The organism is Pseudomonas sp. NFPP25 (genome assembly GCF_900116505.1).
GTDB lineage: Bacteria > Pseudomonadota > Gammaproteobacteria > Pseudomonadales > Pseudomonadaceae > Aquipseudomonas > Aquipseudomonas protegens.
Genome location: NZ_FPBG01000001.1, coordinates 295,767 through 320,430, shown reverse-complemented (window position 1 = coordinate 320,430; position 24,664 = coordinate 295,767). Strand labels below are relative to the sequence as shown.

The 24,664-nt window shown below is 58.4% G+C and carries 21 protein-coding genes, 1 tRNA gene and 3 pseudogenes; 13 read left to right on the top strand and 12 right to left on the bottom strand.

Going from position 1 to position 24,664, the window contains the following annotated elements:
• Positions 1 to 18: 18 nt before the first annotated feature.
• Positions 19 to 1,473 carry a DUF1254 domain-containing protein gene (locus tag BM382_RS01275; RefSeq protein WP_072441536.1) on the bottom strand — a complete coding sequence of 485 codons (1,455 nt, stop codon included), beginning with the start codon at positions 1,471 to 1,473 and terminating at the stop codon, positions 19 to 21.
• 327 nt (positions 1,474 to 1,800) lie between these two features.
• Here BM382_RS01275 and BM382_RS01270 point away from each other — a divergent pair, with 327 nt between their 5' ends.
• Both BM382_RS01270 and BM382_RS01265 read left to right on the top strand, forming a co-directional pair.
• Positions 1,801 to 2,844: a hypothetical protein gene (locus tag BM382_RS01270; protein WP_011061732.1), complete on the top strand. Its 1,044-nt coding sequence runs from the start codon at positions 1,801 to 1,803 to the stop codon at positions 2,842 to 2,844.
• A 139-nt stretch (positions 2,845 to 2,983) separates the two neighbouring features.
• Positions 2,984 to 3,364, top strand: coding sequence for a hypothetical protein (locus tag BM382_RS01265; RefSeq protein WP_011061733.1), 381 nt, complete (start codon positions 2,984 to 2,986; stop codon positions 3,362 to 3,364).
• Positions 3,365 to 3,391: 27 nt separating this feature from the next.
• On the opposite strand, the gene BM382_RS01260 is transcribed toward BM382_RS01265, so the two are convergent.
• Positions 3,392 to 4,624 carry an NADH:flavin oxidoreductase/NADH oxidase family protein gene (locus tag BM382_RS01260; protein WP_072441533.1) on the bottom strand — a complete coding sequence of 411 codons (1,233 nt, stop codon included), beginning with the start codon at positions 4,622 to 4,624 and terminating at the stop codon, positions 3,392 to 3,394.
• Positions 4,625 to 4,713: 89 nt separating this feature from the next.
• Positions 4,714 to 5,793 (bottom strand): saccharopine dehydrogenase family protein, encoded by a 1,080-nt coding sequence (locus BM382_RS01255; RefSeq protein WP_072441529.1) that lies wholly within the window; start codon positions 5,791 to 5,793, stop codon positions 4,714 to 4,716.
• A gap of 194 nt (positions 5,794 to 5,987) precedes the next feature.
• Here BM382_RS01255 and BM382_RS01250 point away from each other — a divergent pair, with 194 nt between their 5' ends.
• Positions 5,988 to 6,818, top strand: coding sequence for a type 1 glutamine amidotransferase domain-containing protein (locus BM382_RS01250; RefSeq protein WP_019095840.1), 831 nt, complete (start codon positions 5,988 to 5,990; stop codon positions 6,816 to 6,818).
• A gap of 10 nt (positions 6,819 to 6,828) precedes the next feature.
• Entirely contained in the window at positions 6,829 to 7,833 is a 1,005-nt protein-coding gene (locus BM382_RS01245; RefSeq protein ID WP_072441527.1) for an acetoacetate decarboxylase (ADC), read from the top strand.
• A 15-nt stretch (positions 7,834 to 7,848) separates the two neighbouring features.
• On the opposite strand, the gene BM382_RS01240 is transcribed toward BM382_RS01245, so the two are convergent.
• Positions 7,849 to 8,328: a MerR family transcriptional regulator gene (locus tag BM382_RS01240; protein ID WP_011061738.1), complete on the bottom strand. Its 480-nt coding sequence runs from the start codon at positions 8,326 to 8,328 to the stop codon at positions 7,849 to 7,851.
• A 235-nt stretch (positions 8,329 to 8,563) separates the two neighbouring features.
• Between BM382_RS01240 and BM382_RS01235 the strand changes: the two genes are divergently transcribed.
• A complete protein-coding gene (locus BM382_RS01235; RefSeq protein WP_011061739.1) occupies positions 8,564 to 9,394 on the top strand; it encodes an alpha/beta fold hydrolase in 831 nt (276 codons plus the stop codon).
• A gap of 276 nt (positions 9,395 to 9,670) precedes the next feature.
• Here BM382_RS01235 and BM382_RS01230 read toward each other — a convergent pair whose 3' ends face one another.
• Positions 9,671 to 10,030 carry a hypothetical protein gene (locus BM382_RS01230; RefSeq protein WP_041774288.1) on the bottom strand — a complete coding sequence of 120 codons (360 nt, stop codon included), beginning with the start codon at positions 10,028 to 10,030 and terminating at the stop codon, positions 9,671 to 9,673.
• A 290-nt stretch (positions 10,031 to 10,320) separates the two neighbouring features.
• On the opposite strand from BM382_RS01230, the gene BM382_RS01225 reads away from it, so the two are divergent.
• Together BM382_RS01225 and BM382_RS01220 are read left to right on the top strand one after the other, a co-directional pair.
• Entirely contained in the window at positions 10,321 to 10,803 is a 483-nt protein-coding gene (locus tag BM382_RS01225) for a hypothetical protein (RefSeq protein ID WP_072441524.1), read from the top strand.
• 142 nt (positions 10,804 to 10,945) lie between these two features.
• Complete coding sequence (locus BM382_RS01220; protein ID WP_011061740.1) at positions 10,946 to 11,908, top strand: bifunctional GNAT family N-acetyltransferase/nucleoside diphosphate kinase regulator; 963 nt, start codon at positions 10,946 to 10,948, stop codon at positions 11,906 to 11,908.
• 145 nt (positions 11,909 to 12,053) lie between these two features.
• Here the strand turns inward: BM382_RS01220 and BM382_RS01215 are convergent, their stop codons facing one another.
• The 3 genes from BM382_RS01215 to BM382_RS01205 all read right to left on the bottom strand — a co-directional run bounded on the left by BM382_RS01215 (position 12,054) and on the right by BM382_RS01205 (position 14,958).
• Positions 12,054 to 12,437, bottom strand: coding sequence for a hypothetical protein (locus BM382_RS01215; RefSeq protein ID WP_011061741.1), 384 nt, complete (start codon positions 12,435 to 12,437; stop codon positions 12,054 to 12,056).
• A gap of 67 nt (positions 12,438 to 12,504) precedes the next feature.
• Positions 12,505 to 13,482: a carbon-nitrogen hydrolase family protein gene (locus BM382_RS01210; RefSeq protein WP_011061742.1), complete on the bottom strand. Its 978-nt coding sequence runs from the start codon at positions 13,480 to 13,482 to the stop codon at positions 12,505 to 12,507.
• Between the two features lie 39 nt (positions 13,483 to 13,521).
• On the bottom strand, positions 13,522 to 14,958 hold the full coding sequence (locus BM382_RS01205; protein WP_072441521.1) for a purine-cytosine permease family protein: 1,437 nt from the start codon (positions 14,956 to 14,958) through the stop codon (positions 13,522 to 13,524).
• 278 nt (positions 14,959 to 15,236) lie between these two features.
• Here BM382_RS01205 and BM382_RS01200 point away from each other — a divergent pair, with 278 nt between their 5' ends.
• Entirely contained in the window at positions 15,237 to 16,166 is a 930-nt protein-coding gene (locus BM382_RS01200; protein ID WP_072441518.1) for a LysR family transcriptional regulator, read from the top strand.
• A gap of 440 nt (positions 16,167 to 16,606) precedes the next feature.
• Here the strand turns inward: BM382_RS01200 and BM382_RS01195 are convergent.
• Both BM382_RS01195 and BM382_RS01190 read right to left on the bottom strand, forming a co-directional pair.
• Positions 16,607 to 17,050, bottom strand: a pseudogene (locus BM382_RS01195) (host specificity protein); the annotation flags it as partial.
• A gap of 85 nt (positions 17,051 to 17,135) precedes the next feature.
• Complete coding sequence (locus BM382_RS01190; protein WP_072441512.1) at positions 17,136 to 17,663, bottom strand: NADPH-dependent FMN reductase; 528 nt, start codon at positions 17,661 to 17,663, stop codon at positions 17,136 to 17,138.
• A 111-nt stretch (positions 17,664 to 17,774) separates the two neighbouring features.
• Between BM382_RS01190 and BM382_RS01185 the strand changes: the two are divergent.
• Positions 17,775 to 18,032: pseudogene (locus BM382_RS01185) on the top strand (DNA cytosine methyltransferase); the annotation flags it as partial.
• 124 nt (positions 18,033 to 18,156) lie between these two features.
• Positions 18,157 to 18,985 (top strand): annotated as a pseudogene (locus BM382_RS32030) (tyrosine-type recombinase/integrase); the annotation flags it as partial.
• A gap of 99 nt (positions 18,986 to 19,084) precedes the next feature.
• On the opposite strand, the gene BM382_RS01165 reads toward BM382_RS32030, so the two are convergent.
• A tRNA-Cys gene (locus BM382_RS01165) sits at positions 19,085 to 19,158 on the bottom strand.
• Positions 19,159 to 19,563: 405 nt separating this feature from the next.
• On the opposite strand from BM382_RS01165, the gene BM382_RS01160 reads away from it, so the two are divergent.
• The 3 genes from BM382_RS01160 to BM382_RS01150 all read left to right on the top strand — a co-directional run bounded on the left by BM382_RS01160 (position 19,564) and on the right by BM382_RS01150 (position 23,092).
• On the top strand, positions 19,564 to 20,664 hold the full coding sequence (locus tag BM382_RS01160; RefSeq protein WP_072441506.1) for a polyamine ABC transporter substrate-binding protein: 1,101 nt from the start codon (positions 19,564 to 19,566) through the stop codon (positions 20,662 to 20,664).
• A 53-nt stretch (positions 20,665 to 20,717) separates the two neighbouring features.
• Positions 20,718 to 22,136 (top strand): aminotransferase, encoded by a 1,419-nt coding sequence (locus BM382_RS01155; protein WP_011061747.1) that lies wholly within the window; start codon positions 20,718 to 20,720, stop codon positions 22,134 to 22,136.
• A gap of 74 nt (positions 22,137 to 22,210) precedes the next feature.
• The gene (locus tag BM382_RS01150; protein ID WP_019094480.1) at positions 22,211 to 23,092 is read left to right on the top strand and encodes a helix-turn-helix transcriptional regulator; all 882 of its coding nucleotides are present in this window, start codon (positions 22,211 to 22,213) and stop codon (positions 23,090 to 23,092) included.
• 105 nt (positions 23,093 to 23,197) lie between these two features.
• Here BM382_RS01150 and BM382_RS01145 read toward each other — a convergent pair whose 3' ends face one another.
• On the bottom strand, positions 23,198 to 24,238 hold the full coding sequence (locus tag BM382_RS01145; protein WP_011061749.1) for an ABC transporter substrate-binding protein: 1,041 nt from the start codon (positions 24,236 to 24,238) through the stop codon (positions 23,198 to 23,200).
• Positions 24,239 to 24,664: the final 426 nt, after the last annotated feature.

Below are 24,664 nucleotides of genomic sequence, written 5' to 3'. Positions count from 1 at the left end.
CGCAGTTGGAAAATCGGCTCAGTCGACCTTGACCACCGCCGGTGGTGTCCACTGGCCGTTCATCGCAGCGGCTTCCGGCCAGTAGGCGCGTACGTATAGCGAGAAGTCGGCGCCCTGGGGCGCGGGGAGCCAGTTGCTTTCCTTGTCCGCGCCCGGCGAGTCGCTTTGCACATAGAGTGTCAGCGAGCCATCGGCATTGCTCTTGAGCGCTTTGTTCTTGGTGCCGAGGGAATAGCGCCCCAACGGGTTTTCGGCAAAGAAATGCTGTTGGTTGTACAGCGTCAACGACCAGAAGCCCTTGACCGGCGGCAGCGCACCTTTGGGGAAGGTCACGCTGTAGCGCTGGGCGCCATTGAGCCGAGTACCGGCCTCGTCCAGGTCCTGGTAGAAATACTTGGTCTCGATCTGCTTGTTGACGAAGATATTCGACCGGGCGACTGCCGTGCGCAGGAAGTAATCGGTCCCAAACGCCGCGCCGTTGCTGATGGTGCTCCAGTGATGCGGCAATTGCTGGCCGTAGTTGCGAAACTGCAACAGCGGCTTGACCACCTCGCTGTCAGCCTTTTGCGCTTCGTCGATCATGGCTTTTTTCAGCTCGGGGTCGCGCTGGGCGATTTGCGCCAGCACCGCCAATTGCGCATAGCGCGCCTCTTCACCCGGTAGCGGCCTGGCATCCTTGAGAATCGCCGGCAGTTCATCGAAGAACTTTTCCGGGAGCACCCAGCGGGTCTCCTCGTCTCCCGATGCCTCGGCAGGGAATTTCGGCGACTTGCTCCAGTCACGCTGCTTGAGTTTGCCGTCGTACTTGGACAGCGGGTACATATCGATGCCTGACAGATAGGGCTGAATGGCCTTGCGATCTTCGGCGGTATCGTCCTGGAATACCCGCGGGATCACGAAACCGGTGTTGGTCTTTGCGCGAAACACCTGGGCAATGCCTTCCGGTACCTTGCCGTTCCAGTCCGGCCCAACCAGTAGATAGAAGCCCGGCTTGGTACCGTACATCTTGCCCAGTTCGGCGAAGCTGTCGGAGCGCAGGTCCACCAGTTGATACACCCAGAAACGGTCGCCGAAGTCCGGCACCTGAATCACCACAGGCTCGATATCCAGGGCAATGCTACCCGCACCGTAGACCACATCCTGGTTCGGGCAGGCCACCAGCCGCTCGTCAGGGGAAATGTAATCGGTGAGCATCGACAGATGGTTGATCGGTGCTACGGGCACGATACCGCCCATCAGTCCCGGCTCCGGCAGGTCCTTGAACTTCTGCCGGCGGTTGAAGATATTGGCCATCGGCCAACCCCAGAAATACGCTTCCCGCGCCATCATCCGAACGTAGGTTTGCGTTACCTTCACATCGGCTTCAGGCCCGGAGACCTGCGCCATCGGCGAGGTTTGCGCCTGCACAAGCATCGCGGCGAGCATCACTGACGTAGCAATCAAGCCACTGATGAATACGGGGGCTTTCTTCATGCGGCTGCTTCCTTGCTTGAGTGTTTTTTTGGCGAGCGAATCTTTTGCGGCAAGATTGATCGTTGAAAAAACTAGCAGAGGATCCGGGTTCTGCCAGAGAAACGGACAGCAATTCGCCCTCTCCCTGCCTCTACCTGCGCAGGTCGTTATGGGCCTGCGAAGTCGAATTCGCACAGCGTTCAGAGTTCGATATGTGAGGTGAATCACAGCGTATTCTTGCTCTTTGCGCATGCCATCGGACCGGCCTTCCTAAATATTGCGCTCTACCCTCAAACCATTAATATTGCTGTTCAACACCTCCTGCCAACGCCCATCAAGGATTGATACATGAAACTGTTCCGGCAGCGCTCTGCCCTACCCGCCGCGTTGCTCCTCGCTCTTTCCCTCTCCGGTTGCGTCTCCGATCTCGATTCGGGTGCCTACGGCAGCATGGACGATCCGCGCTACGCACAGCTGTTGGACCAGGTGGACGCAGCGCTCAAGGCGAACATGGCGGTGGTGCTGGTGGCGGACGTGATGCCGCACAAGTCGCTGAGCGATGCGCTGACCATGACTCAATGGACGCCGACGGTGATCTGGGAATACGAGAAGGATCCGAAGGTGACCTTCGGCCGCAAGTTCCAGACCAACGCGCTGCAGAGGCCGCCTGGTGAAACCTATCTGTTCAAGGCCTTCGAGGTGCACATCCTGCCACCAGGCAAATACTTGCTGACCGGCGGCGACGACTACCAGATCCACGGTTTGCTCGACCAGGTCGGCGCCCGCAGCGGCCCACCCGGTTCGGGCCATGGCGCCAACGGGACCGCCTACCTGTCCCCCGAGCTGTACCGCGAGTACTACAGGGAAGAGGTCTGGAAGGACGCGACCTATGGCAGCGAGACCAAAACCGAAGGTGTCTGTACCGCCGTGCTCAGGGCTTCGGGTGCCTGCGTGAGCTGGGGTGAACAGCAATATACCCAGACGACGGCGCTCTCCCCGGGCGGCTATTACCAACAGACCGATTCTCGCGACGTTCCCGCGATCAAGGTCCAGGCGCGCCTGCCGGTCGACAAGGCGCTTGCCAGTTTCACCATCCAGGGCGGCCAATTGCTGCTGGCCCCACGCATGCACCTGAAGACCCCTGGCTACAAGTACCAGCAGTCGAAGTGCCGGGCGATCGACCCGAAGAAAATCGAGTGCCCTCTCGACAACCTGACCGTCTATACCTGGCCGGCGCCCATGAGCTTTACGCAGAATCTCATCGAGCAGCGCAACCTGAGCGAGAAGCACCGGCAGTTGCTGTCCAGGCTCCAGCCCATGCAAATCACGCCGCTGGGCAAGCAAGGCATGGAAGATCCCATCTGGGGCGTGCCGTTGTCACTGGCCAAGTAAGACAAGTCCGGGGGTATGGGCGTCTCATCGAATACCGTGTCGAGCATGCGCTCGGGGGCCTGTTTGCCTGAATTCGGCACGCCCCCAGTGCAGGCCGGCCGACTGCCCACTTGCCCCTCCTGGCAATTGGAACGCTGCTATGAATAAACGTGTCCCCGCCCTGATTTTCTCATCCGCCTTGCTGGCCGCATGCGGCCCCAACAAAATTGTCTACGACCTGCCTTCACCCAGCGGGAAATATCATGTGCAAGTACGCCAGTGCCCGCAAAGCGGATCCATCACTTGGAGCGAGAAGCTCCAGGTCTCGGTACTGGAATCCGGCGTATCGGCAGCCTGCCAATCTGCGGTACAAGCCTTGGCTCAGTTCGACGCCAATGAGGCCGCAAGCCAGCTCCAGCTCGAATGGATTTCAGATACTGAACTCAGGGCCTGGCTGCCAGGCTTCAACCTCGACTACGGGCCATCATCGGCAACCTACAAACACGACAATCCGGTCAAGGTGACTTTCTCGCCCAAATAATGAGCGGTGGGTTTGCCAGGTATCGACTTACATCGAACGCTTCTCTACCCAACGTCGATATTGGCGGGTGCGAAAGGCCATGGCGAGTTGTTGCAGCACCAGCGCACGCAACGGCGACACGCTCGGATCGGTTTTTTTGGCCCGGCTGAGTTTGCGTAATTGATACTTGACCACCGCCATATTGGCCAAAGCCGCAATAGCCTCGTTTTTCCAGGTGATCGGCGGCAGTTGCGGCGTACTGTCTTTGCCCAGCAGCCAATCACGGGGCAGGTGCGGATCGATGGCCAGCGCCGTGCCGATCCCCACCATGTCCACGCCACTCTGGACGACCATTTCAGCGATCGGACGTCGCCGCACTCCCCCGGTGACCATGACCGGCATCCTGGCGACGGTGCGGATGTCACGTGCAAACTCAACGAAATAGGCCTCGCGCGCCAGGGTACGACCGTCACGGGCTTCGCCCTGCATGGCCGGCGCCTCGTAGCTGCCGCCTGACAACTCCACCAGATCCACCCCCAGCTCGTTGAGCAGTTCAACCACCTTCCGGGCATCGTCGGCGGTGAAGCCTCCCCGTTGAAAATCGGCAGAGTTGAGTTTGACCGCCACCGCAAAATCGGCAGACACCACGGACCGTACCGCCTTGACGATTTCCAGCAGCAGGCGCGCGCGGTTTTCCAGGGAGCCGCCCCATTCATCGGTTCTTTGATTGGTCAGCGGCGAGAGGAACTGACTCAGCAGATAGCCGTGTGCGGCGTGGATCTCCACACCAGTGAACCCGGCCTGTTCACCCAGACGCGCGGTACGGGCGAAACGCTGGATGACATCATCGATCACACTCGCAGTCATCGCGTGAGGCGTTGCGAAACGTTTGGACATCTTGCCCAGGTCCAGCGGTATGGCCGAGGGTGCCCAGGTTTTCTGCCCGAGGTTTGCCTGCATCTGGCGGCCAGGGTGGTTGATCTGCAACCAGAACTGCGCGCCGCCGGAACGACCAATCCGCGCCCAGCGCTTGAACTTGTCCAGTTGCTGCTCATTTTCCAGCACCACACCGCCGGGCCCGGTCATGGCACGGCCATCGACCATCACGTTGCCGGTGATGATCAGGCCCGCGCCACCCTCGGCCCAGGCCTGATACAGGCGCATCAGTTCTTCGGAAGGTGCCTGGTCGGCATCGGCCATGTTTTCTTCCATGGCGGCCTTGGCGATACGGTTCTTGATGGTCGAACCGTTGGGAAGCATCAGGGTATCGAACACATTCATGGGGGTAGCCCTCAGTGGAGATGGAGTCACCTTAAGATTGAAGTGAACTTGAAGGTCAATAGCCTTTTTGCAACTTCACCCAAGAATCTTTACTCGATGTCCAAGGCGCCCGAGCCGGGCAGCTTGGTCACCAGATCAGCCCCCAGCAGCTTGGCAGGCGTGTAGGCACCGCCCGTCGGACGCACCTGCAACAGATGACCGACCACACTCAAGGCGGCATAAACCGTCAGGCTGTAGACGTTGGTGGTATGCACCCGCGCGACCTTGCGATCGCCCCGAGCGTTACGGGCCTCGCCCCACACATAGGTGCCTTGGTCGGCACGCTTTTGTTCGTCCGGGCCTACCACTGGCTTGCCAATGCGCTCCTTGAGCAGCCTCTGTACCCAGGGCCACCCCAGCAACGGGCGGATGAGATTGGCGAATCTGGCACCGCGGATCATGCCGGCAGAGCCCGGTATGAACACTTCGATATTGGGTATGCCGGTGGTGTGATAGGCCGTCGAGATATCGCCCCAGGGAATAGTCATCGAAAGTTTCTCACCGGCGCCGAAGTCGATACGCCGTACCCGATACGCCAGCGGCACCGAGACGATCCTACCGTCACGACGGACCTTGCCGCCCTGCGCCATGCCCTCGATGGAGGTCTTGGCAGTACCGGGCGAAAAGCTGGAGCGGGAATCGAAGCCCAATGCCAGATGCGTGGCATCCGGCAACGCGTCTTTCAGTGCGGCGGCGACACAATCGGTCGGGACTACGTCGAAGCCGACGCCGGGGCAAATGACCACGCCCGCGGCTCGCGCCCGCTCATTCAGGGATTGGGCATGTTCGAATACGGCGATCTCGCCGGTGATGTCTAGGTAGTGCGCACTGGCCCGCAGGCAGGCTTCGATCATCGGTGCCGCGGTGGCTGAAAACGGCCCCGCGCAATGCAGCACCAATCCAAGCCCCTTGACCTGCGCAAGCAAGCGCGCATCGTCATCCAGCCCGAACACCCGGGCCTCAAGGCCCAGCTCCCGGGCCAAGGCTTCGACCTTGTCGCGATTGCGCCCGGCCAGCACCGGCCTGAGCCCGCGCTTGACGGCGTCGCGAGCGATCAACTCGCCGGTATAGCCATTGGCGCCATAGATCATCCATTTCATCTGCGTATCCGGGTTGTCTTGCTGACTCATGCGTTGCTCCAGACTGGATTGATAACGTGCGTTATTGCCTTGCCCCTTGCGCATCAGACGCTAGCGTTAAAGTCAGGTTGAGGGTCAAGCAGAAGTACGAGCGCATCCGCGGAAATTATTTGCCGTCGCGGGGTTGACCTTAAAGCCAGGTTTAAGGTGAGCATGCGCCGAACTGCTCGCCTGATGAAGCCGGAATGATGATCAAGCTCCTTGTTTCCTGTGTATTGATATTGATAGGTGGTGCTTTCATGACAAGTGCAAATGCTCAGCCGAACTCCTCGATGGCAGGTTCCAGGGAGCACCAGATACTGGTGATCATGACCAACCACGCCAGCTATCCCTCACGCAGCGACACCACCGGGTTGTGGCTGACGGAGCTGACACATTTCACCGATGTGGTGGAAGCTGCCGGCTACACCACAGTATTTGCCAGCCCCAAAGGGGGCGCGGTGCCTCTGGACGAGCGGAGCCTGGGGTGGTTGTACATGGACAAGGCCGCCCGGCGGCATTTGCAGTCCGCAACCTTTCGCGCTCGGCTGCAGAACACGTTGCCGATCGCTGACGTGGACCCTTCCCGCTTCAGCGCCATTTATTTCACCGGGGGCCACGGGGTCATGTGGGACTTCCCCAACAACCCAGATCTGCGGCGCGTGGCCGAAACCATCTACAACCAGGGTGGCATCGTCTCAGCCGTGTGCCATGGCGTAGCGGGTCTCCTGGATCTGAAAGATGACCAGGGCCGGTTGATCATCAAAGGCAGAAACATCACCGGATTCTCTGATCGCGAAGAGTGGCTATCGGGAATGAAAAGCCAGGTGCCCTTCTTCCTTGAGGACCGGCTCGTAAGCCAGGGCGCGCGTTACCACAAGGGCTGGCTGCCGTTCACTTCATTTGCCCTGACTGATGGAAGGCTGGTGACCGGCCAGAACCCGCAATCGCCTCGGGCCGTAGCTGAAGCCGTGACCGCCGCGCTCTGCGCGAGCGACGTAACTCGCTGCCCCCCAGGGTCGATCCCGGCCCCTTGAAAAAGAGCGACTGAAACTCGCAACCGAGCTTTCGACTGCATTGCTGTTCAACCCATTTGCCAACGCAGCGTTGGCGGAGACGCCTGAAATGCCCAGTCCGACCGACACCACCCTCATCGATATCGCCGGCCATCAGGTGCCCGTCGTCAAAGGCGGTCTCTACGACCGCTTTCGGTCCAACCCGCCACTGTCGGTAATCGCCGCCGAAATACCAGGCGTTGATCTGAGCTGGTTCAAGAGCCTGGAAAAGAACAAGGTCGAGATAGGCTTCCAGTCGTTTTCGCCCAACTTCTACTACCAGAACAGCCAGGTTACGGCTGTCTACACGGCCGACCTCGACCGGCTCCGGGCGCTGATGCCGCCCGAACTGGCAGCAACGGTGCAACCGCTGCAGATCTGGCCGGGGCGTGGCCTGATCGCGTTCACCGCGTATACCTACGAGCATTGCGATAACGACGCCTACAACGAGGTGGCCGTGTCGATCATCACCAACAAACCCGGCAAAGCCAACCTGGGTCCGCTCACATTGATTGGCCAGTCAATCTCGGGAGACTTCTGGGGTTACGTGCTCAAGTTGCCGGTCAATACAGAGTTGGCACGGGTGCGCGGTGTCGTCGGTTACAACCTGCCGAAGTGGCTGACCGGCATTGACCGCAAAGAGAGTGCGCAATCGGTGGTCTATGACATCACCGACAGCCAGACCGGCAAGCTGGACCTCTCCTTCACCGCGAAAAAGCTCGAGAAGTTATCCCGCAATGTCAAAATCATCACCAACAGTTTCACCAACCTCGATCACCAGGGCCAACTGGCCTACGGGTATGCTGTTTCCCGCCAGCTCAGCCACGGTTCCAGCCGTGACGCCGATGCGGCCATCCTCACATTGGGCGACGGCAGCCTGTCGAACTACATCCGCTCCCTGAAGCTGGGGAAACTGCTGAAGTACGAATACGTACCGCAGTTCCAGAGCGCACTCTATGCGCCAAAACCGCTCGCTACGCTGGTTGGCGAGCGCTGAGAGCTGGGACGCCCGTCAGGCCCCGTACGCCTGGCGGGTGGTTCTCTTCCTGGCGGCCCCTGCCGCACGTTTGCCCGAAGCAGGCGCCACGCCCTCTTCGCGCAAACGATTGATCAGCATTTGCGCATTGTCCGTACACGCCATGCCCTCGGGTTTGCCCTCGATGCCCTTGATGACCAGCAGCAGTTGCTCCTTGTTCTGGGCCAGCCGCTGCTGCAGGACTTCAATTTCCTCGACCTTTTGCTTGAGGCCACCCAGCAACTGATCGTGTTGCCAGCCACTGGCATTCATCGGCATCAACTGGCGGATTTCATCCAACGAAAAGCCCGCTGCCTGGGCGCCGGTAATGATCTCGAGAACCCATTCGGTATCCGGTGCGTAATCGCGATATCCATTTGCCTTGCGCTCGACCGATTTGATCAGGCCACTGGCCTCATAGAAGCGGATGCGAGAAGGCGCCAACCCGCTGATTTTCGCCAATTCACCAATTCTCATACCTCACCCCTAAAAACCGTTGACCTTGAAGTTGACTTTAAACCTAAAGTCATAAAGCGGCCAAGCTGCCCAGGTTCAATGCATTGCTCCACCGTCATGGGCCCATGGGTAGCCGCAGATCAATCGACAAACACAGCCTCTGCAACACCTATGGAATGGGCTGCACTTCGTTCATCAGGGCCAAGGCCGAATCTCGAGTCGGTCGAGGCCATACCTTCACTCAGGAGATACGAACATGGGATACGTCACTACGCGGGACGGTGTTGAAATCTTTTACAAGGACTGGGGGCCACGTGATGCCCAGGTCATCTTTTTCCATCATGGATGGCCGCTCAGCGCAGACGATTGGGACGCGCAGATGCTCTTTTTCCTGGACCACGGCTATCGGGTCGTTGCCCACGACCGACGGGGGCATGGGCGCTCCAGCCAGGTCTGGGACGGCCACGACATGGATCACTATGCCGACGACGTTGCCGCCGTGGTCGACCACCTCGGCGTACAAGGCGCCGTCCATGTCGGACACTCCACAGGCGGGGGTGAGGTCATCCATTACATCGCGCGCCACGGTGAAGACCGGGTGTCGAAGGCCGCCATCATCAGCGCCGTGCCGCCGCTGATGGTTCAGGCTGCGAACAATCCTGGCGGTTTGCCCAAATCGGTTTTCGACGACCTGCAGAGCCAACTGAAAGCCAACCGCGCACAGTTCTATTACGACGTTCCGGCAGGACCTTTTTACGGCTACAACCGCCCAGGTGCGAAACCGTCCGAGGGCATCGTGTGGAACTGGTGGCGACAAGGCATGATGGGCTGTGCCAAGGCACACTATGACGGGATCGTGGCGTTTTCTCAGACCGACTTCACCGAGGATTTGAAGGGTATCAAGATCCCCGTACTGGTGATGCACGGGGACGATGACCAGATCGTGCCCTATGAAAATGCCGGAGTTCTGTCCGCCAGACTTCTGCAAAACAGCACCCTGAAAATCTACCCCGGCTTCCCCCACGGAATGCCGACAACTAACGCCGATACGATTAACGCTGATCTACTGGCGTTCGTGCGTAACTAAACCACTGGGGCGGGTAAAGACCCGCCCTTGCTGGCTTAAAGCTTGGGGCAAAGACCGAGTCGTCGCCCTCGCCCGCGAGCCACGCTCAATGAAGTTGCGAGGCAGCTAAATAGCCGCCCTCGGAAAACACTAGACTACGAAACACCCGCCGAACGATTTAGCCAATCTATTGCATCGACCGGTTGAATCCACAGCCAGAAGGGGTCACTGCATAAACTCGGCGCACGCGAACCGGCAAACCGGAACGCCTGCGGTGTCCACGCTCTGGAAAAAGACTCAGGTGCCCAAGCACTTTAACAACAGGGCCAACACCCAATCTTCTTGCGAGGCCAATGCCGTGCTGATCTCCTCGCATCTCCCATTCAGAGACAGCAGGTTGCCAGCCAGTACTTCTCCACTGGACATGCACATATCCAAAACAATACTAAAAACCCCGTTACCTACCTGCTTGCTTTCAAAAACAAGCTCAACCTCTTTAGGGAAGATCGTCACGTAGACGAAGAGTATTCCATTCGCGTATGTGTAGTGGCCATGATTTCTTTTGAGTAAAACATTCTGGCTTTTCGAAGCCTTCACATAAACATTATCTAGAAACCTTTGAAGGATGAGCAAAGGCTCTGGCTTTTCAGTGCTCATTGGGTTTCCTTGCGAGCAGTAGACTTCAACACGCCATTCTAACCAACATCGACGGCGCCCGAGCTGCACGATGCGCAGGGGCGGCCATCTGCGGGTCATTGCCATCTGTGATGAGTAGTTGTTCTTAGCTATCTGCTTACCAGCCCAGGGCCTCGCCCCCCCCATAACACCCAGCTCGCCAAATGCAACCAGGGTAGGGAGAATAGGACCTCGAACCCCTACCTGAATCTGCACTGACCGCTTTCGGCCGATTGCTGCTGCACGATAAGAGTAAAAGATGGAGCTGTATGATGATTGCTAGCCTGGAGGTTCAAGAGTTCGATTACCTTGAACAGGCGTTACTTGAAGCGAGCGTGCCTTTCAGTGAAATAACACGTCAGTACGCACGCTATTTGCTCAGTCTGATCGACGGCGGTGTACTTGCTAGCATTTCCACCCCCAAGTTGAAAGTGCTGATTCCATATATCGAAAAAAGCATCCAGCGAGAACCTATAGAAAGCGATGGGGATCTCCGGAGAAGGCTTGTACTAGAACTCTGGACGGTAGAGCAACAGCACCGTAAATCAGATGAAGACTTTGCGAACCTCATACGCTGTGTACTTTTTTGCTTTGCAACAGAAGAGTGCTGGATAGAGGAAGGCACTGGGGACGCGACGCCTATCTATCTTTATTTTCTGGCTCTAAAAAAAATACTACCTGGCACAAGAAAAGCCTTTATCAAAGGCTTTCAAGATTTTATTGCAGCCAACGGGAAATACACGCTTCACGAATAGATTGGCCCGGCCAGGCATCTTTAGATTCACTGCGCTGAAACGCCGCCAGACGGGCCTTGGCGGGCCGAAACTCTCGAAACCGCCGGGATGTTCGCCATTCCTCGCGGTATATCTTAAAATGCGCGGTTGCCGAAGAACCGTCATGACCATAGCCATGAAAGGCTTCCATTCTTTACAGATAAGTGTGGTCAAGATGAACAAGCCTTTCATTACACTGTGCCCTGAAATTACTCGGGCGCACGCGCTGACATTGATGGATTGGTTGGAGGATGAGCGCGTTACCTGCTTTCTGAGCGATTCGCGTCACGTCTCCCGCTCCATCGAACAAGTCATCGATCGGACTCAATTGCCGATCCTGACCCATCTATTCAACCGGGACGGCCGGTTCTTCATGGCCTATGACCGGCATGACGCCCCGGTGGGCTTTGTCCGTCTGGTCAAGACCGGCGCCAATTGCGAGATAGTCCTGGTCATCGGAGACAGCGACAAATGGGGCCGGAACCTGGGCGCCCGCACCATCCGCGAAGGCATGAAACTGGCCTTCCTCGACATGCGGGCCGAGAAGCTCATCGCCAAGATCCACCCGGACAACACGCGCTCGCTGAAAGCCTTTCAGCGCAGCGGCTTTGTGCTTGAAAGCGAAACGCCGACATTGAAATCTTTTTCCATGACGGCCGAGCGCTATCTCCAGTTCTTGCGCAAAGGTACCGTTGTCGACTCCACTGAGATCTACATCACTGAAATCGACAAGGCCAGGCTCGAGAGCCTGATCGTGTTCGAGCAAGGCCCGACGATTGTTGAACTCGAACATGAGCTTGAGCGAGCCATTGTCGTCAAGCCCCAGCAGGTGGCGCGCAACGTCATCACGATGAACTCCAGGGCCTTGCTGCAACTGGACGACGAAGAGATCGAAGTGGCCTTGGTCTACCCTGAAGACGCGGACAGCACCGCAGGGAAGCATTCGGTGTATTCCGATATAGGCGCCGCCATCCTTGGCTATCAGGAGGGGGACACCATCGACTGGCGAATCTCTGATCGCACCCGCCGGATTGAAATCAGGAAAGTGCTTTACCAGCCGGAGGCTGCGGGGGATTTCCACCTGTAAGTGCGCCCTTTGCTTAGTGTTCGGCCATCAAGCGCGAGGATTCCCCAAAGGAGAGTGCCGCGCTTTTCGTGCTTGAGCGGCCCGCTGATTTGGTCAAATGCAGGAGGCGGTAGAACAGGTCTAGCCGGCTATCGGTGTTGATGACTCAACCAAAGATAAAATAAGCCGCCGCCGCGATCAGTCCCACACTCAACGAAACAAACGACACAAAAGACACCCATTGAAATGCCTTGGTGGTCTCCACCGTAGTGGAGAACGCCATGGGCACAAACGTCAGCGGATTGACCACGCCACCAAACATCACCAACGCAACGACCCAGTCGGGAAGCTGAGGATTGGCAAGCGCGGTGACCGCCATCACCGTCCCCATGATGATCCAGTCCAGATGCGCCTGCCGCACGCGCATCGGGTTGACCACACCTAGGGCACGGAGCTTGGCTGGGTAGTCGACGGAAGCCAGAACGGCAAAGCCGGAGAGCGCACCCAACATGATGGATAAGAGCGCTGTAGCCAAAAGTACATGAACCATGAGTTAGCCTTGATGATTCCGGGCCGGCCTATGCACGGCCACCCGGAATATAGGGTTGAGGAGATATTCAGTCGTCGCGCAGCGTTAAACCGGTACGTACGCGTCGATCAATCGAGAGCTCGAAGACATCCGGGCGCAAGTAATGACCTGCCACATCGAGGTCATGGTGCTGGGCATCGATCTGCGCAAGGTCGATGGTTGCCAGGACAATTCCAGGTTCCCCAAAGAGCGGTGCCGTCACCCAGGAACCATCTGGAGCGACCACACCTGATCCACCATTGAACAGTAAACGCTCCTCCAGTCCGTTGCCGCCAACCCCAAGGCGGTAAGCCGTCAGTAACTCGGCTGGCACATCAGCAACGTTCAGGTACTGGCCAGCGCAAAGCACAAAACAGCGCCCTTCGAAGGCATAGGAACGGGCAGCAACATGGTGCATTTCCGTCATGTCCGGCCATGCCGCCACATGAATCTGTTCGTCTTGTGCATGCAGGGCCTGGCGCGCCAGCGGGTGCCAGTGCTCCCAGCACACCAGCCCTCCCACGCGACCAACCGCGGTATCGACCACCCGTAGACCTGCGGCATCTCCGTTGGCCCATACCGTGCGTTCGGTGTGGGTCGGCGTCAGTTTGCGGTGCACATTCAAAATGGTCCCCTCCGGGCCAATAGTGACTAGAGAGTTGTAGAGCGAGCCGCCGTGGCGCCGGGAGCGCTCGTTCATACCCATCACCACGGTGACTGAGTTAACACGCGCAGCCTCGCGAAGCACCGCAAGGTCATCGTCCATGTCGTCAGGCTGGCCAATAACCGGGCTGTCCGCCAGTAGCTTGGCGTACCAGAACTTGGCTTGCGCATCGTCCCAGCCCGCCATTCCAAATATCCATGCGGGGTAACAGCTCAACCACGTTTCCGGGAATACCACGAGTTGCGCCTCCTTGAGCGCAGCACTCTTGATATGTTCGGCTGCCAGGCGCATCGATTCGGCTCGATCAAGAAGAGCCGCAGGCATTTGCACAATAGCGACTGTTTTTTCGCATTTGCTGATCATCTAAAAACCTTTTTCTGATGGTCGTTTATCGGTGAGCGTTCAGCCGGCAATACCTTCAAGCACGAGCTGACTTTGGCGTTGCGCTGCGATCTCCGATGAGCGTTCGAGGTTGCGCGCCAACCCGAGATACAGGCCGCCGGAAATCAACAAGCCGGGGATGAATGCGATATCCGCACCGCCCAGTGCCGCAGCTACTGGGCCAACGAAAAACGGAAGCGAGAAGAACGGCACCATTGCGACAAAACCAACCAGATAGGCCAGTACACCTCGCCAGGCCCAACGGCCATATACACCGTGCGGATTGAATATTTCGGCGATGGCGTATTCGCCTTTGCGAATCGCATAAAAGTCGACGAGGTTGACCGCCGTCCATGGGATGAGGAAGTACAGCATAAGCAGTACAAAGCCATTGAAGCTGGCCATATAGGCATCCGGTAACGCCAAAGCGATCACCAGTGACAGCAGGCCCACTACGCTCAGGCCGATCACTCTCACGCGGACACCGGGGCGTACTGGACGGAAGCCGTCCACCGCGCTGATTCCAGTTAGCATGGCGCCATAGCTATTTATGCCGGTGACCGACAACTGCGCGACGGCCCCCACCAACGCGACGAATATGCCAAAGCCAGGGAAGAAATAATTACCGGTTTGCACCAGCGAAACGATGCCATCGGCGCCCGGTATATAGCTGGACAACACCGCTCCCAGCGACATCAGCCATATCGCCGACGCAGTCGCGCCCAAATACGTCCAGAAGATCAGCCTGGGGCTGGACGAGTCTTGAGGCAGGTAGCGCGAATAATCGGAGACATACACCGAATAGCTGATGTTGTACCCAGCAGCAAGTGACAACTGCACGAGAAACGCAGTGGTGTTCCAACCCGAGTTCACCGGTATTGGAGCTGCCGCGGGCAATGCAGTAACAGCCATCAACGTCACGATGCCAAACACGGCAATTAGCAGATACGTGAGCCAACGTTGCACAAAGTGCAACAGGTCATATCCCACCAGTGCAATCACGATGCTGATCGCAATCAACATGGGGTACCAGAACCACGTCGAGCCCGGCAGAACCAGCTGTATGGCCTGAGTGACCAAAATGACGCCGAATACTATAAAACCGATGTAAACAAAGATGGTCGCCGCAAACGGCACAATGGCACCGCGGCTACCGAATTGCGCACGAGACTGAATCATCTGCGGCAAGCCCATCTTGGGGCCCTGGTTGGCGTGCAAGGCCATGAACACCGTGCCGAAGCCAGCACCTATTGCAATCGCCAGTACGCTCCACATTATGCTGAGCCCCATGCTTGGCCCAACAAAGCCGACCATCATGGTGAGAAACACAAAGTTGCCGGTAAACCAGAACGGGCCTTGGTGCCAGACCTTACCGTGCCGCTCTGCACGAGGCACATAATCGATTGAGCGAGCTTCAATGGCGGGCCTGCTCGATCCGCTACTTCGTTGAGTTGCCATACCGCACTCCGTAATCGTTATTTTTGTTCTGGGTGAAGTTTTGCTTGTGTGGGCCGCGGCAGTGGCTCCCCTCCCCGCAACACTGCCGACCAGCAGCACCGCGAGTATCGGAAGAAAAAAATGGCTGGTAAATCCTGCAGTACGGAACCTGACTTACTCGAAATCGCAACTAAAAAACGGCCTCTTTCGGTGCAGTTCAGTCGCATTGATTCGCAAGGTAAATTTGCTGGTATAAGGGCTGTCCCTATAGCGTTTGTGTCTCTACATCGGAGGTTTTGATGCTCACTAATCTCTCAGACGTGGATCTGCGCAAACTGCGCATCTTTTGCACCATCGTCGAGGCTGGAGGCTTCACTGCCGCGCAGGTACGCTTAAATACCAGCCTGCCTCGCTTGAGCACATTGGTGCGAGATCTGGAAATCCGCCTCGGCTACTCCCTCTGCCGTCGTGGCAAGAGCGGCTTTCAACTTTCCGAACAAGGCGCCCAAACTTATGCAGCGGCGCAGGAACTGTATGCTGATATCGACCGCTTTCATCGGCGGGTAGTCATGCTTAACGAAAAGTATCCAGAGTTCTTGCAGATTGGCAGCGTCGATAACCTGCTTTCGCTTGACCAGGCACCGCTGCCGCAGGCCCTCGCTTCCTTTCGCCTGGTTTCGCCCAGTACCCGCATCGACCTGCAGGTAATGCGTGCCGACGAGCTTGAGCAAGCCGTGCTCGAAGGGCGTCTGCACCTCGCCATCGGTTGTTTTAACCACCAGCTTTCAGGCCTGCATTACCAAGCTCTATTCGAGGAAGAACAAAACCTGTATTGCGGGCGGGGTCATCCTTTCTTTGCACGTCCCGACGAGCATTTTACGGACGAGGAGATCGGTGCCGCAGATTACGTAGACCGTGGCTACATGCTCGAAAGCCGCCGGCCGCACAAATTGCGCTTCGGCAACTCGGTAAGCGCTTTCTCCATGGAAGCCATTGCCACACTGATCGCTTCCGGCACCTGCATCGGCTACCTACCGACCCACTACGCCGATATCTGGGTAGCACGTGGCATGTTGCGTGTAATTGCACCGCAGCGGCTGAGGTATAACGCAGCATTTCACAGCATCACCCGACAAGGGCAAGTCCCGACAGAGTCACTGGCCAAGCTGATGCAAGCGTTGCAGGCCGCAAAGCACTCGGTGACATTGAAGTCGAGCACGCGAGCTTGAAAAATGACAAACAACCCCGTCCGTCGAAAGCACTTTTCCATAGCCTCGGCAAATGGCTGTCGCATACAGCGCCCTTCATTCGCTCATGATTATTTCCTCCACTTAAGTGGAGGACTGCAGAACAGTAATAAGTCCACGCAAAGCGGTACGTTGTGATCGGCTGCTTTTAACCGAAAGCGGTCGTTCCTAAGAACCTAGCTTGAATTCCGCTTTGACTAGGGCTCAAAGCAGCTCATCGCAAAACGGCAAGTGTATTAGCCAATCTCCACCATCAACTCGTACCCAATGGAGCGAAAGGACTTTGTCAGTTCGATGCTAAAAACAAACGAATTGCGGAAGCGATCGCCCAAATCCCAGGCAATAAAAAACCCCGTAGACGTTAATCTACGGGGTTTTCAAGGGTGGAGGCCGAGGTCGGAATCGAACCGGCGTAGGCGGATTCCGTCCGGTACCAGTTGGTCGCAATACTGGGAGATCCGGTAGAGCTCCCACTTGTCCACCATCCACGGCTTGATGCGGCGGCCTAGACCGAAGCGGTCACTGACAGTGATGTCGTAGGTGATCCAGGTTGGGTTGTCAGTCCAGGCCAACTTGAAGCTACCGTCCCAGATACCGGAGTAGGTCCTAGCCACAGGGTTATAGTTGGCCGGCACAAGGCCCCTCTTCAGCTTGGTCTCCACTGTGACGGCTGGGATGCTACGGAACTGCTCGGCCGAGAACTCGATGTAGAGCAGCGCGGTGTTCGGGTAGCGCAGCTTTGCATCGATGACCTCGGTGAAACCCGCGATCTGCATGATGTCGGCAATTTTGTTGTTGTTCTGGTTCGGGGTGATGCGGGTCACCCTGAGCAGCCAGCCGCTGGTAGCTGCCGGCAGATTGATGCGTAGGGTACCGAAGTCGGACAAATCGGTTAGCTCAAGCAGTGAGAGGGGAGGCACAGGCCTGTTCATTCGCTCACCTTCGCGATTCCTACATGACCTCAATGTGGCTCTTGAATGCAAGCAATGCCGAGACGATCTGCTTACTGATCTCTGGGCTCCCTGCGATGTCCGCCTCATTCATTCCTTTTGCGAGCAGATTCACAGTTATCGACGCAGGCTCGACAACTATTGCGGACATGGTGTTCAGCACCAAACGAAGCGCCGCTTGGGCATGACTCGCACGAGGTGAAGCGTTAAACAGTGCAACCGGCTTACCAGGAAATTCATGGCTGGCCACAAGCCAATCTAAGGCATTCTTGAAAGAACCAGGTATTCCACGAGCATACTCAGGGCACGAAATAAGGATGCCATCTACCTTACCCACCAAAGCCCGTAACTCTCTGACGCTCTGCGGCGGATCATCAGCCAGGTCCGGATCGAAGTGCGGCAATTGACCAACCGCCAGATAGTGCTTGATCGATACCCCCTCAGGGCTCAACACCTCAGCCGCACGTAGCAGTGCAGAGTTAGAAGATGCTGCGCGAATGCTTCCGGACACCGCTAACAATTGGACCATTTGTAAACATTCCATTCCCTAGTGAGATAGCACAGTGTCGCATACGTGAATCAGGACGTTCACAGACATGACTGGAGCCCTCTCCGATACCAGGCCCTGGGCGGTGCGAATACTCATACCCTACAAGCAGGCGATCACGCACCAGACCCAGGCGGCACACCACATATCCTCGCGAATTCCAGTATTCGGCGCTCCACCCCACGCGAGTGCGAACGCCTCCAAGGCATGCCCGAGGACTACACCCTAATCCCCTGGCGCGGCAAGCCTGCCAGCGAATGCCCAGACGGCCCACGCTACAAGGCGATCGGTAACAGCAAGGCAGTCACCGTCGTCCGCTGGATCGGCCAGCGAATCCTGCAACAACTCTAAACACCCCACTCAACAATCGGAAAGCCTGCCGGCGATGGCGGGCAAAGCAACCCGCCCGCTGAAGTCCCCACCTGGAACTTTGATTTGTCGCGAGTGAGATGAAATGCGCCCAAGGAAGACCCGTAGGTACATGCGCGACATCATCCCGAAAAAGTCGGAGCGCACTCAGAAGGACAACAAGGCCGAATTGAGGCAGCTAAGGCCAGTTTTTGACGAGATACCGGTGGATGCGATTACGCCATCGATGATTGCTGCCTACCGCGATAAGCGATCCGCGAAAACCAGAGCCAACAGAGAAATCGCCTTACTGTCTCACGTCTTCAATATTGCGCGCGAATGGGGTTTGACCAACAGAGAGAACCCCGGCCAGGGCGTTCGTAAGAACAAGGAAACGCCGCGCGACTATTACGCAAACGACGCGGTATGGAAGGCGGTCTACCAGAAAGGCGAAATTGAACTGCAGGAGGCAATGGATCTGGCCTACCTGACCGGCCAGCGCCCAGCCGATGTCTGACTAATGCGTATCGATGATGTGGAGGGAGTGTATCTGCGTGTTGGCCAAGGCAAGACTTCTAAGAAGATCCGAATCCTCATGGAGGTCGATGGCCAGAAAAATAGCTTGGGCCTGCTCATCGAGAGAATTATTGCCAGACCGAAAAAAATAAACTCTGGCTATTTGATCGTGAACAAGTCGGGGAAGAAGGTCTCCGAGCGCATGCTATGCCAGAGATGGGACGACGCCCAGGTCAAAAGCCGTGGCTGAGGCTATCGAACAAGGCGACCAGGGCCTGGCTAAGAAAATCGCAGGGTTTCAGTTCCGTGATATCCGACCGAAGGCGGCATCTGAAATTCTCGACCTGGACGACGCGAGCCGGCTTCTCGGACACTCAAAACAGGAGACCACAAAGAAGATTTACGTTCGAGTTGGCGCCATCGCAAACCTGACGAAATAGGAAAGTTTTGGTACGCCAGCCTTAAAGTTTTGGTACGCCAGCACTTTCATACACGCAATAAAAAACCCCGTAGACGTTAATCTACGGGGTTTTCAAGGGTGGAGGCCGAGGTCGGAATCGAACCGGCGTAGGCGGATTTGCAATCCGCTGCATAACCATTTTGCTACTCGGCCCCAAGTGTCCAATGCCTGAAACACAACACTGGACACGTATAAACTGGAACGGCTAACGAGATCAACTTCATCTCGTAACTCTTTGATTTCTAAAGAGTTTTTCCGTTTCCTCGCTGAGGAATGGTCGCAATTATGGACGTGTTTTCCATTCCTGGCAACTCCTATTCGAGATTTTTTCTGCCGGGCTGTTTCTACAGGTTTCCGGGCTGAACCAATCCGTCAGGCGAACAGCCTAGTGTTCGCCAACGAGGCGGGATGATTGCACAAACCCATCCAGATAGCTGCCCCCTTCTGTGTTTGCCCACCTACCCGATCGGGTTATGGCGTGGGCCGAGGCACTCGCGGACAGTTACGCCAACGGCTCGACCCGGGCTCCTTCCATCACGTTCAAGGCGGAATTGAAGTATGCGTACAGCTTTCCCTGCGATGTTTGGCGTGGTTCTGGCACTGACGACGGCTTGGGCCCAGGCCGGGGAGCCCGGAGACAAGACCCTGCGCCTGTACAACTGGTCGGACTATATCGGCGAGAACACCCTCGCCGGGTTCGAGAAGGCCACCGGGATCAAGGTGATCTATGACACCTTCGATTCCTATGAAACCGTCCAGGGCAAGCTGCTGCCGGGGCGCTCCGGCTACGACCTGGTGGTGCTCAACGCGGCCCTGGTGCCGCCCTTGATCAAGGCGCGGGTGTTCCAGCCGCTGAACAAGGCCTTGCTGCCCAGTTGGCAGAATCTCGACCCGCAGGTGCTCAAGAGCCTGGAAAGCTACGACCCGGGTGTGCAGTACTCGGCGCCCTACACCTGGGGCAGCAATGGCGTGACCTATAACGTCGACAAGGTCCGCGAGCGCATGCCGGACGCGCCCATCGGTTCTCTGGCCATGCTCTTCGACCCCAAGGTGGTGTCGCGCTTCGCCGATTGCGGGGTGACACTGCAGGATTCGCCCACCGACATTCTGCCGCTGGTGCTGGCTTACCTGGGGCGCAATCCCAACAGCGCCGCCCCCGATGATTTGAAAGCGGCGCAGGATGCCTTGATGGCGGTGCGCCCCTATATCCGCAAGTTCGACTCCACCAGCTACCTCAATGGCCTGGCCAATGGCGACCTGTGCGTCAGCGCCACCTGGTCCGGCGACTACGCCACGGCCCAGGCCAGGGCCAACGAGGCCGGGGCACCGGTCAAGCTCGACTATTTCATTCCCAGGGAAGGCTCGCTGATCTGGTTCGACGATTTCTATATCCCCGCCGACGCGCCGAACGTGGCCAGCGCCCATGCCTTTATCCAGTACCTGCTGCAACCTAAGGTAATGGCCGAGGTCAGCGACTACATCCGCTACGCCAACGCCAATCTCAAGTCCACGCCACTGTTGAGCGCCGAGGTGCGGGACAACCCGGCGATCTACCCCGATGCCCAGACCCGCGAGCGGCTGTTCACCCAGAAGATCCAGACGCCCGCCAGCACCCGGCTGATCACCCGTACCTGGAACATGGTGAAGATCGGCAAGTGAGCCCCCCGCCCCCACAGACTTTCCACCCCATATTGCTACCCGAGGTGAAGCCCATGGCTATCCAACCCGACGCCTTCTTCCAGCAGTTCGACGATTCGAAACTGGTGGCCGCCGACAAGGCGCACTACATGCACGGCTTCCATATGTTCGACGAACACCGCGAGCAGGGGTCGTTGAATATCGCTGCCGGCGACGGCGCATACATCTATGACACCGCCGGCACCCGCTACCTGGATGCCGTAGGCGGCATGTGGTGCACCAACATCGGCCTGGGCCGCGAGGAAATGGCCGAGGCCATCGCCGACCAGGTGCGGCAACTGGCCTACTCCAACCCGTTCTGCGACATGGCCAATGTCAGCGCCATCGAGCTTTGCCAAAAGCTGGCAAGCCTGGCCCCAGGGGACCTGAACCACGTGTTCCTGACCACCGGCGGCTCCACCGCGGTGGACACCGCCTACCGCCTGGTGCAGTTCTATCAGAACAGTCGCGGCAAGCATGAGAAGAAGCACGTGATCTCGCGGCACAACGCGTACCACGGCTCCACCTTCCTGACCATGTCCATCGGTAACAAGGCCGCTGACCGCGCGCCTGAATTCGACTTCATGAGCGACCTGTTTCACCACATCTCCTGCCCCAACTACTACCGGGCGCCGGCCGGCATGAGCGAAGCGGACTTCCTCGAGTTCCTGGTAGCGGAATTCGAAGACAAGATCCTCACCCTGGGCCCGGACAAGGTGGCGGCGTTCTTCGCCGAACCCATCATGGGCTCCGGTGGGGTAATCATTCCGCCCGAGGGTTATCACCGGCGCATGTGGGAAATCTGCCAGCGCTACGACCTGCTGTATGTCGCCGACGAAGTGGTGACCTCCTTCGGCCGCCTAGGTGCTTTCTTCGCCTCCGAGGAAGTGTTCGGCATGCAGCCGGACATCATCACCACTGCCAAGGGCCTGACCTCGGGCTACCTGCCCCTGGGCGCGTGCATTTTCTCCGAGCGCATCTGGCAGGTCATCGGCGAGCCGGGCAAGGGTCGCTGCTTCACCCACGGTTTCACCTACAGCGGGCACCCGGTGAGTTGCGTCGCGGCGTTGAAGAACATCGAGATCATCGAGCGGGAAAACCTGCTGGCCCACGTCGAAGAGGTCGGCGTCTATATGGAGCAGCGCCTGCAGACCCTGGCCGAACTGCCCCTGGTGGGCAGCGTGCGCTGCAAGCGGCTGATGGCCTGCGTCGAATTCGTCGCCGACAAGCGCACCAAGGCGCTGCTGCCCGACGGGCTGAACATCGCCGAGCGCATCCATCTGCGGGCCCAGGCCAAAGGCTTGTTGGTGCGCCCCATCGGCCATCTCAATGTGATGTCGCCCCCCTTGATCATCACTCGCCAGCAGATCGACGAAATAGTCGCCACCTTGCGCGACTGCATCCTCGAAGCTGCCGCCGAACTGCGCCAGAACGGCCAGTACCTGGGCCAATGACCCCTAGCCGCTGGCAGCGCGAATATCGGCCCGGGGTCTTACCGGGCCTGCTTCCGACCGTTAGACTGCCGGGCATGAGCGCACCAGCAAACACTTCTACCGCCCCCCTCAGCCTCCCTGCCCTGCAGGCCTGGCACGCCTGCCTGGCCCAGGCCTTCGGCAGCGTGGACGATGGCACTTTCCTGCAGCACCTGGCGACGGCGCTGAACGCCCTGACGCCCATCGAATCGATGATGATCAGCCTGGAACGCAAGGGCCTGCCACCGCAATTGCTGCATGAACGGGGCATAGTCGGCGCCTACCGCGACGAAATCATCAACCGCTACTTTTCCCGCGGTTATCTGCTGGATCCGTTCTGCCTGGCGGTGGAAAACGGCCTGGCCGAAGGTTTCTATCACCTGTCGGAAATCGCCCCGGACGACTTCTTCAGCAGCGAGTACTACAAGACCTACTACCTCAAGACCGGCGGCGCGGAAGACAGTTACTACATCGTCGACCTCGATCCCCAGAGCAAGATTTCCCTGTGCATGTTCCAGGGCCTGAGCGGTGAGCGCTTCGCCAGCGAACCCCTGGCGCTGCTGCGGGCGGTGGAACCGCTGGTGCGCGAGCTGATCCGCCGTTTCGGCGGTAGCGGCCTGCAACCGCTGTTGCGCCAGGCCAGTCAGGACGCGCTGCCCGCCCCGGCACCGGCCAACTTCAACCAGCAGATCGAAGCGGCGTTCATGAGCTTTGGCCAGCCACTGCTGACGGTTCGCGAGCGCGAAATTGCCCACCTGATCCTGCGGGGGCACTCGGTAAAATCCACGGCCAAGGTGCTGGAGATTTCCCCGGAAACCGTGCGCATGCACCGCAAGAACCTCTACACCAAGCTAACCATCAACTCCCAGGCCGAGCTGTTCGCGCTATTCATCGACTGGCTGACCCAGCCCCCACCCACCAGCCAAAGCCCCCTGTAGGAGCGAGCGTGCTCGCGCTGCACTCAAAAACGCCGCGGTCACTGAGTGAACGCGGCGTTTTCGTTGACGATCTTCGCGAGCAAGCTCGCTCCTACGGCCTTTCCATCAGCGAGCGGCCCAGGCGTTGAAACGCTGCTCCAACTCCTCGCCATGATCGACCCAGAACCCCGCATCTACCGCCCTGGCGCCCTTCAAATTGGCCTCGAAGGTCGGCAGTTGCCGCTGCACCGCCTCAGGCAGCAACGGCAGCGCCTGACGATGCACCGGCCCGTAGGGGATGTTTTCAGAGAACACTTTCTGCGCCTGGGGCTGGCTGGCGAACAGAATGAAGGCTTCGGCCAGGGCCTTGTTCGGCGAGCCCTTGACCACCGCCCAGTACTCCGGGTCGTACAGGCTCTGGGGCCAGAGGATACTCAGCTGCATGCCCTCCTTCTGGGCCATGGCAATGCGCCCGTTGTAGGCTGCGCTCATCACCACGTCACCGGCCACCAGCCACTGCGGCGGCTGAGCCCCGGCTTCCCACCACTGGATGTAGGGCTTGATCTGGTCGAGCTTGGCAAAGGCCCGGGTCACGCCCTCGGGGGTGTTGAGCACCTGATACAACTGGGCAGGCGCCACACCGTCGGCCAGCAAGGCAATTTCCAGGGTGTACTTGGCGCTCTTGCGCAAGCCGCGCTTGCCGGGGAAGTCCTTGAGGTTCCAGAAATCCGCCCAGGACTGCGGCGCCTTCGCCAGCTTCTGCGGGGCAAAGGCCATGACCATCGACCACACATAAGTGGCGACCCCGCATTCGGTCAACGTGCCGGGCACGTACTGCGCCGGGTCCCCGAAACGGGCCAGGTCCAGGGGTTCGAACAGGCCCTCGTCACAGCCACGCAGCAGCTCCGGGCTCTCCACTTCGACCACATCCCAGCTGGTCTTGCCGACATCGACCATGGCCTTGATCTTCGACAGCTCGCCATTGTATTCGCCGGCCACTACCCGGGCCGCCCCGCTCTGGTTGAAGGGCTGGAAGTAGGCCTGCTCCTGAGCCTGTTTGGTGGCTCCGCCAAAGGAAATGACCGTGAGGTTCTGCGGCTGGGCGTAAGCCCCGGTGCACAGCAAGACCCACGACAACGCAACGCCGCAACGCAAGGTGTTGGACATGAAACCCATCCTCAAGAAAGCCGGCTCGCCCGCACGAACCCGCACAACAAGAGCCTGGAAGCGACCGTATGCAACGGGCGGTACAGCACCAGGCACTACGAGTCTTGGTCAGCGGCGCAAGGGCTCGCGCGGCGCAGGCCGCGTAGCCGGATCATCACCGTTGCGGGCTCTGCGGCCCTGATCGTTTGGTGTAGTGGCGACCCGTCCGGAGCAACCGGCCGTGGTCATGCGCGAATGGCAGTTCATCGCTTGCTCCCTGTTGTTTTTGTAGGAAGAACAAATCGATCGGCAGTGCATCGCAGGAGCGCCCGTGGCAGTCGGGCAGGCGGATGCAGGGGTTCATTGTTTCCATAACCCGGGGCGTTGCGAAACGAGGTTTTTGTGAGGCACAGGCAAGGGAAAAGCTGCCTAGAGGACAGCCGGGGT